Source organism: Chryseobacterium sp. KLBC 52 (assembly GCF_003347605.1).
Lineage (GTDB): Bacteria > Bacteroidota > Bacteroidia > Flavobacteriales > Weeksellaceae > Chryseobacterium.
Map to the genome: position 1 here is coordinate 140,507 of NZ_QDFZ01000003.1, position 14,980 is coordinate 155,486.

The window sequence follows — 14,980 nt, forward strand, 5'->3', positions numbered from 1 at the left end:
TTTTTTTAAAACCAGTGTCCTAATATAACACTGAATATACCTTTTTGGTTATTTTTTAGAGAGTGGCTGAAGTTTACTTTTATCTGCCCGAAAGGAGATTTGTAACCTGCCGTAATTCCCAGTGAACTATAATTTACTTTAACTGCATCCTCAAACTTGATATCGTTTGATAAGTTAGCAAAGGTAAAGTTTCCGCTGATAAAATAGTTTTTATTAAACTTAAACTGGAGATCATTGGATGCCAGTATGACATTGTTTGTGTAAAGCTGAGCAAAGTAGAAGCCTCCAAAGCTTTTAAAATTCATTAGATTCTGCTCAAAAATTCCCCCTAATCTATATTGGTAATAGGCGGGAAGGTTTTCACCAATGGTAACTCCTCCAAACAGATTCAGACGATAACTGAATTGTTTGCCAAGGGGAATGTTTAGCTTAAGATCTGCTTTGATCTGAATGATTCTTTTATCGACTTCAGATTTTAACAGGTCTACAACCTTTCCTTCTGCAGCAAAATAAACCCCTTTTGTCGCGAATTCCTTATCATCCTGAGTATCGGTTTTAATAAACACATAAGGATTCAGGAAACGGCTGTATCGCCTGTTATCTCCATTACTGTTTTCTGCTTTAAAATAATCGTGACTAATACCGCCGCCAATAGCAAATTTGTCCTTCCAGGTGGATTGTATGTAGGCTTCATTTCTGATCCATTCCCAACGGTCTACTACGTAATTATCTATATTCTTTATATCAAAGCTCATCCCGGAAGAATAAAGGCCAACACCTGGTATATATCCGTTATCCACAAAATAGTTCAGATAATATCTGAGACGATCTCCCACAACGACATCCAGCGAAAGGTTGGAATTTTTGAATAAAAGTCTTTTGGCAGAATAATTCAAAAGAAGTCCTGTTTTAAAAACTTCGTCATAATGCAATCCGAATTTTAAAAAATGACGGGTATCATCTTCAGTGACGTAAAGCTTCAGGTAGTTGGCGTCATTCTCCTGAACGATATCATAATTGATAAATTTGTAGTTGTTGGTGGCAACCAGTTTATCAATCATTTTATTGATACTTCCATACGTCTGAAGAGAGGGGAGACGTAATCCCATCTTACCCAGTGTGTAGTTTTTACCATAAATTTTACTTCCTTCAATAGAAATACTATCAATTTTATAGACGTTGGAATAGATTGGATTCACCTGTTGTCTGAGACGGTCAAATGGTCTCTTTGGCAGCTGGTCTAATACCTGGGAATATTTTAAACCTTCCACATATCCGCTATCCAGAATTTTCTTTTTATCATCATAGCTTGTTGCAGACATTCCTTTCAGGTTGGGTTTTATATTGATGTCTGTATATTTATATTGCTTTCTGGTATCTTTCTTTATTCCGAAATCGATAACCTGGTTCAGAATGGCTATAATATTGTTTAAATCCTCTCTTTTGGAAAGATCCTGGTTAAGATCCACCCCGATAACGATATCAATTCCTTTGTCCTTTAAAGGCTTTGAGGGATAGTTTACCGTCATCGCTCCGTCAATATAAATGCTGTCCCCGATTTTTACCGGATCCATTAAAGAAGGGAATGCGGAACTCGCCATAATAGACTGTACCAGATCTCCCTTTTCAAAGATCTGCATATTGCCGCTTTCAAGATTAGTAGCGACGCAAAGGAAGGGAATAGGCATTTTGGAAAAGTCCTCAATATTGGAAACATTTTTGAAAAGTTCTTTCAGAAGATAAACGTTTCTTTGTCCGGTACTGATTGAGGAGGGAAGTGTGATTTTTCCGTTTTTAAGCGGAATGGATAAAAGATATTTGTCTACAGATTTATTAAAAAAGCTGGCTTCCTGCCGGGACTTTGGATCCATAATCAGAGAATAGAAATCCGTATCCATGACTATTTTTTCTATTTCTTTCCCGGAGTAGCCGGCGGCATACAATCCGCCTACGATGGCTCCCATGCTGGTTCCGGAAATATAGTCTACTTTCACTCCTAATGAATCCAATACTTTAAGAACTCCTACATGTGAAAAACCTTTGGCACCACCACCGGCAAGCGATAGTCCGATTTTCGGGTTTTTCGGAATTACCAAATCTTTTTTTACCTGAGAATGGATCAATAACAATTGGAATATGGAAAGCAGAATCAGGAGTTTTCTCATAGTTAATCTTTTATATAAATCCGTTTCACCCGGGGTGAAATGGAGGTTAATACTTCATAGGTTATCGTTTTGCAGTATCCTGCGAATTCTTTTAAGCTTGGTTTGGCGTTGAAAACAGTTACCGTATCACCTTCTTTTACATTGGGAATATGGTCTACATTAATCATCATCATATCCATGCAGATATTTCCGACAATAGGTGCAAGAGTCTTATTTACCCCTACATTTCCTACCTGATTTCCGATCAGTCTTGGAATTCCGTCTGCATATCCCACAGGAATCGTTGCAATTCTTGTAGGATGATCTGCTTTATATCTTCTGCTGTATCCTACAGATTCACCATTTTCAACGGTTGATATCTGTGAAATTACGGTTTTAAAGCTTACCACAGATCGTAATTGTTTCTGTATTTCAGAATCTGCTGATTCTCCCAGCATACCGATACCGATTCTTACCATGTCGTGCTGATGATCTTTATAGCTTGTAATTCCTGCCGAATTCAGAATATGACGGATAGGAGTGTAGCCTAGCTTTTCAATAAGGTAACTTGAATTTTTTTCGAAAACATCAAGTTGTTTCAAAGTGAATTCTTTTTCTTCAGGCATATCAGAAGAAGATAAATGACTGAAAAGGCTTTGAACCTTTACGTTTTTCTGACTTAAAGTTTCGCTTAACTGATCCAGCTCAAAATCTTTGAAACCAAGACGGTGCATTCCTGTTTCCAGCTTAATATGGATGGGATATTTCTTATCATATCCGGATTTCTGAACGGCTTCATAAAATAGTTCCAATACTCTGAAACTATAAATTTCAGGTTCCAGGTTGTATTCTATAATAGTCTGATAGCTATGCTGCTCAGGATTCATCACAATAATAGGAGTAGTAATCCCTTTTTTACGAAGCTCTACACCTTCATCTGCATAAGCTACTCCAAGGTAATCGATATGATGATGCTGTAGAAATTCTGACACTTCAAAACTTCCCAGCCCGTAGGCATTGGCTTTTACCATAGCCATCATTTTAGTTCCCGGCTTCAGCAGCGATTTGTGATAGTTGATATTATGAAGAATCGCATTAAGGTTTACTTCAAGTACTGTATCATGTTTTCTGAGTTCAAGAATATCTTTCAGTTTTTCAATTTCAAATTTTCTTGCTCCTTTGAGTAAGATGATCTGATTTTCTATGTCACTAAGATGTTTACTTTCAATGAGCTCTTTAGTGTCAATAAAAGTATAAGTTTTAGCTTTAAATAATTCACTAAAGTTTGATATTTCATCACCGATCAAGAATACAGAATCAAAATGCTGTTCATTCACCAGTTCAGAAACTTCTTCGTACAATTCTTTGGCGTTGGAGTTTACTCCTACAATATCTGTTAAGACCAGTGATTTTTTAGATTTGTTGTATTCATTTAAAAACTGCAGGGCAGTCTTCAAAGAATCGAGGTCAAGATTGAAAGAATCGTTGATGACAATATTACCCTTAATTCCTTCAATGGCTTCAAGCCTCATTTCAACGGCTTTTAAAAGGTTGATTTTTTCAACGATCTTTTTATTTTCGATATTCAGTTCCTTTAGCACGGAGATAAGCGCCATAGCATTGGTTAATGTCGCTTCGTCTCTTTGGTGCGCCGGAAAACTGATTTCTTCACCCAAATATTCAACAATGATGTTTTCATCTTTGGAAATATTGTTTTTGATGAAAACCTGATTCTCTTTTTTAAAACCGTAAGAAATCAATTTTTTCTCAGAATAGGAATTTTTAATTTTTTGATCAACCAAAGAATTATCTCCATTATAAATGATGACTTCGGAATTTTTGAAAAGAATTATTTTTTCATCTATCAGTTCTTCTTCGGAAGAAAAGTTGGCAGCATGGGCTGTTCCGATGTGGGTAAGCAGTCCGATCTGAGGATGGAAAATATTTTCAAGTTTTTCCATTTCATGCGGTTTTGAAATTCCCACCTCAAAAATTCCCAGCTGATGAGAACTGTTGATTTGAAGAAGAGACAAAGGAAGACCAATCTGGGAATTAAAACTCTTAGGGCTTTTTACCGTAGGAAACTCGTTCCATAAGCACTGATATAACCATTCTTTTAAAATAGTCTTACCATTACTTCCTGTAATTCCGATGGATTGTAAATGAGAATGTTCGAAATGATACTTTGCTAATTTTTGAAGAAACTCTATAGAATTTTCAACAATGATCCAGGTAATATTTTCAAACTCCGGATAATGATGTTCAGAAATAATGACATTGATACCTCTTTCCATCGCAGATTCAATAAATTTTTCTCCGGAATTTTTCTGAGTATTGATGGCAATAAAGGCTGTATTCTTGATAGAATAAATAATTCTGCTGTCGTAAGCTATATTTTTGATCAATAAATTTCCGTCTCCAATGATCTGTGCATTGGTGATCTCTGCAATGTGTTGTACTGTATAATTCATTGGTACCCTTTCTGCTTTATTTTGAGCGAAACTGCAAAAAGGTAAAACTGCAAAAGAAATGAAGATATTCTATCCTCTTCTTTCCTTTTTTAATATTTTACAATAAAGCTTTTCCGCTTTTCATTTTTATATTAAGTGAATATATTGTCGGCTTAATGCAAACAGCTTTTCTCTGTTTTGCCCTTATCCTTTATTATTTTCTTTTTGAAAGTACTTCGTCAATAAAAACACGGCGGCTTACTGCTTCATAGCTTTCTGTTTCTCCCAATTCTACTAGATTATCTCCCTGAGAAGTTCTCATGGAATAGTTGGCCAGATTACCTGTTCTCTTACAAATAGCATGCACTTTTGTAACATATTCGGCAGTCGCCATCAAATTAGGCATTGGTCCGAACGGACGGCCCAAAAAATCCATATCCAATCCTGCAATAACGACTCTGATACCGCTATTGGCAAGCTGATTGGCAACATCCACAATGCTTTCATCAAAAAACTGAGCTTCATCAATGGCTACTACATCACAATTGGAAGCCAACAGAAGAATTTCATTTGGGTTTTCTACTGCTGTACTACGGATTTTATTCTGATTATGAGAAACTACATCCTCTTCAGAATACCGTATATCCATTTTAGGTTTAAAAATTTCCACATTCTGTCCTGCCATTTCCGCTCTTCGCAATCTGCGGATCAGTTCCTCGGTTTTACCGGAAAACATAGAGCCGCAAATCACTTCCATCCAACCACTTTGTTTGGAATGATTAATTGTATTTTCTAAAAACATTTGTTAAATTAGCCGTATATTTTTAACATCAAAAGTAAGCAATTTTAATAAGAATCTTATTATGCAGAATATCCAAGATTTAAAGGAAAAGATTTTTTTTGAATCCATGAATATCATTGATAATCTGGACAAAATAAGCCATATAGACGAATTACTTTCCAAGCAAGATCTTGTAGATGAGCTTGCTAACAGGATTTCTTTTTTGAAACTGCTGGAAAAAAATATTGAATACTTCGTAGCAGACAATACGGCGCAGAATCAAGACCATCAGTTTGTCTCTTTTGCTTCAGGAGAAGCAGATCATCCTGATACCGGAAATGAAGGGATGGAAGAGGAAGCTATTTTCAATAATGAACTGAACGAAATTGATGAAAATGAAGTTTTTTCAGACGAATCTGAAGAAGAAGAGGCTGTTTTCAACAATCAGTTAAATGAAATTGTTGAAAATGAATTCCATGAAAATATCGTAAGCTTTGTAGAAGAAAACAAGGAAGAAAATTTACCGGAAATTATTCAGGAAAAGACTCCTGAATATGAAAATCTGGAAGAAGAGGCCGTTTTCAATAATCAGCTGAACGAAATTGATGAAAATGAAATTTCAGAGGAACAGAGAGCAGTTTTGAGTTTTGTGGATGAAGATAAAATTCTTGCAGATTCTACACCGGATTCGGATGAAGATCTTAATGAAGATCTGTTTTATAATGAAGTCACAGAAGAAGAAACCAGTTTCAATACTCAGCTTAATGAGATAGAAGAGCAGGAAGAAGAAACTTCTGAACCGGAATCTGAAAAAGAAACTGATTTTGCAGTTGTAAATGATGCAAAACCTCCTGTAACGGAAACAATTCCGAGTATTTTTGATACGGAAACGCTGGATGATGAAATCCTGATTGAAGAAAATGAAGAACAGTTTGTAGCTTCAAATGTATCTATAGAGCAGGGAGAAATGGCTACAGAAACTTCCAATGTGGAAAATATTCTGAGTGAGATTAAAAATGACCATTCAGAAGAACCTGTAAAAGAAGAAAGCATCCTTGCTGAAGTCTATGACAGAAGAAAAATTGTGGAAATAGATAAACCTGTTCCCGAAGAAACAGATAAACATCGTTCTGATGAAAGCTTCGAAAATTTAGAAGAATACCATCGGGAGAAAAAAATAAAATTAGCCAATATCAAAGGAATGAAGGCTGTTCAGTCACTTTTTGATGACGACCATCTGGAGCTTCCCAAAGAAGAGAAAACTTCTCCGGTTATAAAAGAAGATAGCGGAAGTATTCTGAAATCCAATATTCCGACCAATTTCATGGAAGCAGACAAGCTGAAACCTGAATTTAAACTGGATCTGAATGACAGACTTGCCTTTACGAAGATGCTTTTTGAAGGAAGCCAGGCAGATCTGAATGATACTGTTTATCAGCTGAATCAATTCAGAACACTGGAAGAAGCCAAAGAATATCTCAGCGATCTGTATTACGACAGGAAATGGAATAAGGTGGATGAATATGCACAGAGACTTTGGATATTGGTGGAAAATAAATTCTTATAATTTTGAGCGGAATCCTATATTTTGTTCCCACACCTGTCGGGAACCTGGAAGATATGACATTCAGGGCGGTAAATGTCCTGAAAGAAGTAGATTATATTTTATGTGAAGACACCAGAACTTCCGGAATACTTTTAAAACATTTTGAGATCTCCAAGCCTTTAAAATCCTATCATTTACACAATGAGCACCAGGCAACGGAGAAAGTGATTACAGACCTTAAAAACGGCCAGAATATCGCTATTATTACAGATGCGGGAACCCCTGGTATCTCAGATCCCGGATATTTGCTGGCCAAAGCAGGAGCAGATAATAATATTGACATGATCTGCCTTCCCGGAGCAACCGCTCTGATTCCGGCACTTGTGGTTTCGGGACTTCCTAATAATGAATTCCTGTTCGCAGGATTTCTGCCGCAGAAAAAAGGAAGACAAACCAAGCTGAAACAGCTTGCTGAAGAAAAAAAGACCATCGTTTTGTACGAAAGTCCTCATAAGATCAATACCACGCTGGAGCAGATCAAAGAATTCTTCGGAGAAGAAACCAAAGTAAGCTTAAGCCGTGAAATCTCTAAGAAATTTGAAGAAACCAAACGCGGAACAATCAATGAATTAATTGAGTTTTCCAAGAGTAAAACTTTAAAAGGGGAGATCGTTCTTATTGTCAATAATTCTATTTAATTTTCTTTGAAAAAATTAGTTTTTGTATTGTGTTCTGTAGTCTGTACAGCACAGACTAATCAATATATGAAGGTAATCCTGTCAAAAAAAACAGGGAAGGAGATCAGTTCTTATTCAGAAGGTTATGGAATATTTTATGATACTGGTGATAAGAAACAGGGCATTGTAGATTCTTTAGGAACGATTACATTTCAGTCTTCAGACAAAGGAGGTATTCTGCATGTTTTCAAAAACCGGTTTATTCTTTATTCTGAGGAAGGAAATGGTAAAAAATCAGCAGTTATTGACGAAAAAGGAAATGAAATTATCCCTTTAAATGATCAGGAATTTAATACACCATGGTGGAGTGAAGATTGTATCATCTCATCAAAACAGAATGCTGAGGCTGTATATGATTTTAACGGAAAGGAAATTATTCCCTATTCAGAAAAGATCCGTTTTTCAGGAAAGAACAGACTTTTTGTTTTAAAAGATAAAAAATGGTTTCTGTATGACCTTAAAGGAAAGCAGCTCAGTAATCGTGAATTTAAGGAAGATTATAGCTTTGAACAGGGTAGGACACTGATTATCAATGAAGATAATGAAAAAGAAATCATTGGAAATAACGGCCAGACTCTGCACAAATTTTCAAAGCAAGTGATTGATATTAATGCCTATCCTTATCTGATTACTCAGAATAAAGCTACAGGAAAATATGGCTTGATTGATACAGACGAAAATACGATTGCTGAAGAAATCTATAACGATATTACCCCGGAATATTTTGGTAAAAAGGAATATATCTATCTTACAAAAAACGGAAAAACTACAGTTTTCAGTAAGAAAAGCAGAAAGCTGTACGCCCAGACTTTTAAATATCTAAATCCTTTACTGGATAAATATTTCAGTGTCTATAATGATAAGGTAAAGAAATCCGGGATTATAGACCTGGAAGGGAATATTATTTATCCTCAGGAATATGATTTTATCCGAAGTTTTACCATTTCCGGGAAAGATTTCATTTATCTTAAAAAAGGAAATGAAGAGAAGTTTCTCGATAAAGATCTTAAAAATATCGTGGGTGAGGGGGTTCAGATTCTTGGTTTTTATCCGGATAATCTTATTGTTGGGAAACAGGATCGTTACTTTAGGTTTACAGTGAAAGATCAGTCATTATCTGAGTTGAAAAATATCAGCCAGATAAAAAGTGAAGATGTTGACTATTTTAATCCCCTTAATCAGTATTCAAAACCTTTGGTCTGTAGAAATACAGATAATTTATATGGGATTCTGGATGGGAAAGGAACAGAAATTGTACCCTTTGTTTACGAAGATATTATAACATTCGGGAATGCTGAAAACGAAATTGTTGTTAAAAAAGAAGGAAAATTCGGAGTTTCCAATTTTCAGAATGAGCCTTTGAAAGACATTATTTATGAAAAATATTTCTGGCAGAAAGAAGTGTTGAGACTAGACAAGAGTAAAAAGACAGACTTTATTTACTTCACCAGATTTAGAAATAATTTCGGTCAACTTTAAAAAAAATCCTGATAATCATCAAAAAAATAGTAGTATTTTGACAATTTCAATGGGTTGAATAACATTTTATAATATCTTTGCAAACCGTTTAATTCCGGAAAGGAATTATAGAAACATGAAGAGGCAGCTGTCACAAGCTGAACGAGTTATAAAAAGAAAATAATTGTCAATAGATATGAAAATATTAGAAGGAAAGGTAGCACTAATTACCGGAGCTACAAGAGGAATCGGTAAAGGTATCGCTGAAATGTTTGCTCAGCAAGGGGCAAAAGTAGCATTTACCTACGCTGGCTCTGTAGACAAAGCAAAAGAATTAGAAGCGGCTTTAAGTTCTGTAACCCAAATCAAAGGATATCAGTCTGATGCATCAGATTATGATGCAGCGCAGAAATTGGTGGAAGAGGTAATGGCGGAGTTCGGACAGATTGATATTTTGGTAAACAATGCAGGGATCACAAAAGATAACCTGTTATTGAGAATGTCCAAAGAAGATTGGGATAAAGTAATCAAAGTAAACTTAGATTCAGTTTTCAACCTTACAAAAGCGGTAATCAAGCCGATGATGAAGGCAAGATCAGGATCTATCATCAATATGACTTCTGTAGTAGGGGTGAAGGGTAATGCCGGACAAGCCAACTATGCAGCTTCTAAAGCCGGGGTGATCGGATTTACAAAATCTGTGGCACTGGAGTTAGGATCAAGAAATATCAGATGTAATGCGATTGCACCTGGATTTATCGAAACGGAAATGACTGCTGTTCTGGATGAAAAAACAGTTCAGGGATGGAGAGAGGAAATTCCGATGAAGAGAGGAGGACAGCCTGCAGATATCGCCAATGCATGTGTATTCTTAGGCAGCGAAATGTCTGCATACATTACCGGACAGACATTAAACGTTGACGGTGGAATGTTAACTTAGAAAATGAAAAAAGTACAGAATATCGTATTATTCTTGTCGATTATAATAGGCGTCGGTCTGGCATACATGAGTTTCTTTAATGTATATCAGACCGATGATTATTTTTGGTCCTTTACTACCAGAAAAATGGGACTGCTGCAAAGTTTTATCAATACCTATACAACATGGGGCGGAAGATATTTCGGATATTCTATTAATATGTTTAATCCTGTCTTTTATGACAGTAAAAATATTGTTCCGAAAATCTATCCTGTTTTTTTAATGCTTTCCTTTATTGGAGTTTCCGCATTAAACTTTAAAGAATATTTCAACTATTCTTTCAAAGAGTCTATTAAAAAAGGCTTTCTTTTATTTTTCTTTTATACCATACTTCTGGTAAGTCTGCCTGAACATTACTTCTGGATCACAGGTTCCAATATCTACTTCGTTCCTGCAATTTTAGCGGGTATTTTACTCTATTTTACTAAAAAAAATAAAGATACGGGAAAGAATATCTGGTTTTATCTTTCCATGCTGCTTGTCGCAATGCTGATGGGTTCTAATGAAATTCTGGCATTGATTGTATGGGGAATTCTGTTGGTGTCTTATTATCAGAAACGTAATAAGAAAAACCTGACTTTGGTATTGACTGCAAGCGTCTTTTTATTGGTAAGTTTTCTTGCACCTGGGAACTTCAACAGAATGGGGGAAAGCGAACAAGGAATTATAAAATGGGTAAAAAGAATAGGCCTTTTTGGAGCTAATACACTCTATGTTGCAGTCAAAGTACTTTTAATACTACCTCTTTTTATTAAAGTTTTTGAAGAAGAACTCAAGAAAATCACGGCTCAGATACTGTTGAAAAAAGCTGTTTTATTCTGGTTGGTTTCATTGATACCTTTGTTATTTACAGGGTATATCCTAACCTCTATTGCAAGACAGTTTGAAAGTATCATCTTTTATTTTTTAATCAGTTTTTCACTAATCGTCTATTTCAAATTTGAGAAAATTAAAAATTTTTGGTGGATTTCCCTTTTCATTATTTTCCTTCCTGAGCTCAAAGTTTTCCCTGAGAGATATTCTTATTTTAATATTGATCTTAATGGTGAAAATATAATTATGGAGCTTCTGACTACAGATCTTAAGGAATATGAAAGAGAGATGAATGAAAGGGTTGATATAATTAAAAACTCTTCTCAGGATTCTGTGGTGGTAGACAAAATAAAAGAAGTTCCAAGAATTTTACATATGGATGAAATGGCTTCTGTAAAAGAGGACGAAACCTATGTAAATGATCAGCTTCAAAAATATTTTAATAAAAAATACATCAGAACAAAAGAATAAATAAAGGCTTTAGATACGCAATCTAAAGCCTTTTGTTGTATTTCTAGTCCTTAAAAACCTGGTTTTCCTGTTCCTGAACCCTGATAAAAGTAGTTCTTTTAGAAAGTTCCTTGAGTTTTGAAGCTCCTACATATGTACATGTGGATCTCACACCTCCCAATATATCTTTCACAGTATCTGCTACCGGCCCTTTATACGCTACTTTCACTGTTTTCCCTTCAGAAGCACGATATTCTGCCACACCGCCGGAATGCTTGTCCATGGCTGTTTTGGAACTCATTCCATAGAAAGAACGATATTTTTTACCGTTTTCTTCAATCATTTCTCCGCCACTTTCATCATGTCCGGCAAACATTCCTCCCAACATGACGAAATCTGCACCTCCGCCAAAGGCCTTCGCTACATCACCGGGAACTTTACATCCGCCATCAGCGATGATATGCCCGCCTAAACCGTGAGCAGCATCAGCACATTCTATAATCGCTGAAAGCTGAGGATATCCCACTCCGGTTTTTACTCTGGTGGTACACACTGATCCGGGGCCAATACCTACTTTTATGATATCTGCACCTACCAGAAGAAGCTCTTCCACCATTTCTCCGGTAACCACATTTCCGGCCATAATAATTTTGTCCGGAAAATTGGCCCTAGCTTTCTTCACAAATTCAACGAAATGTTCAGAATAGCCATTGGCTACATCGATACATAGAAACTCAATTTTTGGGTGCTTTTCGAGAATCTGCTTTATTTTCTCCTCATCTGCTTTTCCCGTTCCGGTACTCAAAGCAATATACTGATGAATACTTTCAGGCTGACTGTCCAGAAACTGGCTCCATTCCTCCGGGGTATAATGTTTATGAACCGCTGTAATAATTTTTTCTTTAGCCAGTTCAACGGCCATTTCAAATGTCCCTACTGTATCCATATTAGCGGCAATGATGGGAACTCCTGTCCATTTTTTCCTGGTATGTTTAAAGGTAAATTCTCTCTGTAAATCAACTTCCGAACGGGATTTTAAAGTAGAACGTTTAGGGCGGAACATTACATCCTTAAACCCCAGTTTTATGTCATATTCTATGCGCATTTTGTAATTATTTGTCAGAATAAAGGTAGTGAATAATATGAAATAGTGTATTTTTGAAACAATGGATTTTCCTGTAACATTTCATATTTTCGGCAAAACGATACTTGCGCATCCGCTTTTTGAGGCTGCCGGGATGTTTCTGGGTATGAGATATTATTTTTATCTGAAACGTAAGTCTAAAGAAAAACTTTCCTTCAATACTTCTGCGGCAGTTTTAATTGGTGCTACTGCCGGAGCTTTGATAGGTTCCAAGTTGATCGGTAATCTCGAAAATCCTTATGCATTAATTGAAAATTTTTCTATCAGAAAGTTCTGGTCAAACAATACTATTGTAGGAGGGCTGGCCTTTGGTTTATTGGGAGTAGAGCTCGCAAAAAAGATTGTGAACCATAAAGAGAGTACGGGAGATCTTATTGTTTTTCCCCTGATATTGGCCATGATGATAGGCAGAATAGGGTGTTTTCTTACAGGGGTTTATGAAGAAACGTATGGTATTGCTACTGATTCTGTTTTGGGAATGCATTTGGGAGACCAATGTCTCAGACACCCTGTTGCTTTGTATGAAATAGCCTTTTTAATGGTTCTTTGGATAGGATTAAGGTATATTCAGAATCTTAAAAAATACCCTTCCGGTTTTATATTTCAGCTGTTTATGCTCAGTTATTTTACATTCAGATTCCTTTTGGACTTTATAAAACCAAGGGTAGAAATCATTGCCAATATGGGTACAATTCAAGTGGTGTGTATCTGTGTAATTATTTACTACATTTATAAAATTAAAAATACCGGATCTTTATATTTAAAATATTCAAGATGAAAACATTAACTATTTTAGAAGGGAATCTCAATCTGGCTGGGGTAGTGATAATGATTATTGGTGCTATTATTTTGGTAGCAGTGGTTTTTTCCATGATCGTCGCTTTTATTACAAAACTTATTTATGAAAGGAAAGGAGACCGGAAATTCACCAGAAAACAATTTATCCAGACCATGCTTATATCTCTTCTGATCTGTGGATTAATCAGCGGTTATATTTGCGGAGGACTTTAAAAAATTTGCTATGCCAGTAAGAAATTATACGTATTACGATTATACAATCAGTCTTTGCCCGGAATGTCTTAAAAGGGTAGGTGCCAAGATCATTATTGAAGATGAAGCTGTTTTTATGACCAAAAGATGTCCTGATCATGGATTTTTTAAAACAAAAATAGCTTCTGATGTACAGTATTATAAAAATATAAGAAACTATAATAAAGCCTCTGAAATGCCTCTTCATTTCGGAACAGATGTGGAATATGGCTGTCCTTATGATTGTGGACTGTGTGTAGATCATGAACAGCATAGCTGTCTTTCTATCGTAGAAGTGACAGATCGCTGTAATCTGACCTGCCCAACCTGCTATGCGATGTCCTCACCCCATTATGGAAGTCACAGAAGCCTGGAAGAAATTGAGGCTATGTTTGATATTATCGTAAAAAATGAGGGAGAACCGGATGTAGTGCAGATCAGTGGAGGAGAACCTACAATCCATCCGGAGTTTTTCAAAATTATGGATATTGCCAAATCAAAACCGATCAAACATCTGATGTTGAATACCAACGGAATCAGAATAGCCAATGATCCGGGATTTGCTGAAAAGTTGGCGACGTATGCTCCTGAGTTTGAAATTTACCTTCAGTTTGACTCATTTAAACCTGAAGTCCTGGAAGATTTCAGAGGGAAGGATCTTACTTCAGTCAGAATGAATGCACTTGAAAAACTCAATGAACTTAACCTTTCTACGACACTGGTTATCGTTCTTCAAAAAGATAAAAATATCGATGAAATAGGAAAAATTATAGAGTTTGCCCTGAAACAGAAATGCGTAAGAGGAATTACCTTCCAGCCAGTTGAAATTGCAGGAAGAAACCGGGAAGACTCTGCTTATGAAAAAATTACCTTGACTGAGGTAAGACAGGAAATTATCAATCAGTTTCCCCTGTTACATTCTGATGATATTATTCCTGTTCCATGTAACCCGGATGCGCTGGCTATGGGATATATCTTGAAACTTCAGGGCGAAACAATTCCTTTAACCCGATATATCAATCCTGCAGATCTTCTGAATAATGAATCACGGAATACCATTGTTTACGAACAGGATAAGGGGTTGCATATGCAGCTGCTGGATATTTTCAGTACCGGAATTTCCGTAGATAAAGTTCAGCCTAAAGTCAATCAGTTACTGTGCTGTCTGCCGGAAGTGTGTGCTCCGGATCTCGACTATGATAACCTTTTCAGAATAATTATCATGAACTTTATGGATGCTCACGATTTTGATGTAAGAGCGGTGAAGAAGTCATGCGTACATATTGTCAATAAAGACCTGAAGTTAATCCCTTTTGAAACGATGAACCTTTTCTACAGAGATGAAAAAAAGGCTTATCTGGAAGAGCTCAGAAAAGAAGATAAAGTATTATTTTAGCCATATAAAAAGCAAAGCGTGAAATCTGATTTCACGCTTTTATTTTTTCCTTG

Annotated in this window: 12 protein-coding genes; 8 read left to right on the forward strand and 4 right to left on the reverse strand. The window is 36.1% G+C overall.

Annotated features, from left to right (window positions below):
* Positions 1–5 precede the first annotated feature (5 nt).
* From DDF69_RS03905 to DDF69_RS03915, 3 genes are all read right to left on the reverse strand, one after another.
* The gene (locus tag DDF69_RS03905; RefSeq protein WP_114819621.1) at positions 6–2,165 is read right to left on the reverse strand and encodes a patatin-like phospholipase family protein; all 2,160 of its coding nucleotides are present in this window, start codon (positions 2,163–2,165) and stop codon (positions 6–8) included.
* 2 nt (positions 2,166–2,167) lie between these two features.
* A complete protein-coding gene (locus DDF69_RS03910) occupies positions 2,168–4,615 on the reverse strand; it encodes a bifunctional UDP-N-acetylmuramoyl-tripeptide:D-alanyl-D-alanine ligase/alanine racemase (RefSeq protein WP_114819622.1) in 2,448 nt (815 codons plus the stop codon).
* A gap of 193 nt (positions 4,616–4,808) precedes the next feature.
* On the reverse strand, positions 4,809–5,396 hold the full coding sequence (locus tag DDF69_RS03915) for a thymidine kinase (RefSeq protein WP_034694049.1): 588 nt from the start codon (positions 5,394–5,396) through the stop codon (positions 4,809–4,811).
* Between the two features lie 61 nt (positions 5,397–5,457).
* Here DDF69_RS03915 and DDF69_RS03920 point away from each other — a divergent pair, with 61 nt between their 5' ends.
* The 5 genes from DDF69_RS03920 (at position 5,458) to DDF69_RS03940 (ending at position 11,379) form a co-directional block, all read left to right on the forward strand.
* On the forward strand, positions 5,458–6,942 hold the full coding sequence (locus tag DDF69_RS03920; protein ID WP_114819623.1) for a hypothetical protein: 1,485 nt from the start codon (positions 5,458–5,460) through the stop codon (positions 6,940–6,942).
* A gap of 2 nt (positions 6,943–6,944) precedes the next feature.
* Entirely contained in the window at positions 6,945–7,619 is a 675-nt protein-coding gene (gene rsmI / locus DDF69_RS03925) for a 16S rRNA (cytidine(1402)-2'-O)-methyltransferase (protein WP_047377914.1), read from the forward strand.
* A gap of 6 nt (positions 7,620–7,625) precedes the next feature.
* On the forward strand, positions 7,626–9,137 hold the full coding sequence (locus tag DDF69_RS03930; RefSeq protein WP_162800868.1) for a WG repeat-containing protein: 1,512 nt from the start codon (positions 7,626–7,628) through the stop codon (positions 9,135–9,137).
* A 175-nt stretch (positions 9,138–9,312) separates the two neighbouring features.
* Entirely contained in the window at positions 9,313–10,056 is a 744-nt protein-coding gene (gene fabG / locus DDF69_RS03935; RefSeq protein WP_041461954.1) for a 3-oxoacyl-[acyl-carrier-protein] reductase, read from the forward strand.
* 3 nt (positions 10,057–10,059) lie between these two features.
* Positions 10,060–11,379, forward strand: a complete 1,320-nt coding sequence (locus tag DDF69_RS03940) for a DUF6056 family protein (protein WP_162800869.1) — start codon at positions 10,060–10,062, stop codon at positions 11,377–11,379.
* A 43-nt stretch (positions 11,380–11,422) separates the two neighbouring features.
* On the opposite strand, the gene DDF69_RS03945 is transcribed toward DDF69_RS03940, so the two are convergent.
* The gene (locus DDF69_RS03945) at positions 11,423–12,463 is read right to left on the reverse strand and encodes a GMP reductase (RefSeq protein WP_114819626.1); all 1,041 of its coding nucleotides are present in this window, start codon (positions 12,461–12,463) and stop codon (positions 11,423–11,425) included.
* Positions 12,464–12,524: 61 nt separating this feature from the next.
* Between DDF69_RS03945 and DDF69_RS03950 the strand changes: the two genes are divergently transcribed.
* The 3 genes from DDF69_RS03950 to DDF69_RS03960 are packed head-to-tail and all read left to right on the forward strand — an operon-like array spanning position 12,525 to position 14,927.
* Positions 12,525–13,280: a prolipoprotein diacylglyceryl transferase gene (locus DDF69_RS03950; protein ID WP_114819627.1), complete on the forward strand. Its 756-nt coding sequence runs from the start codon at positions 12,525–12,527 to the stop codon at positions 13,278–13,280.
* Positions 13,277–13,513 carry a hypothetical protein gene (locus tag DDF69_RS03955; RefSeq protein WP_114819628.1) on the forward strand — a complete coding sequence of 79 codons (237 nt, stop codon included), beginning with the start codon at positions 13,277–13,279 and terminating at the stop codon, positions 13,511–13,513. Before DDF69_RS03950 ends, DDF69_RS03955 begins: the two co-directional genes overlap by 4 nt.
* Before the next feature lie 10 nt (positions 13,514–13,523).
* A complete protein-coding gene (locus DDF69_RS03960) occupies positions 13,524–14,927 on the forward strand; it encodes a radical SAM protein (RefSeq protein WP_114819629.1) in 1,404 nt (467 codons plus the stop codon).
* The last annotated feature ends 53 nt before the right edge of the window (positions 14,928–14,980 follow it).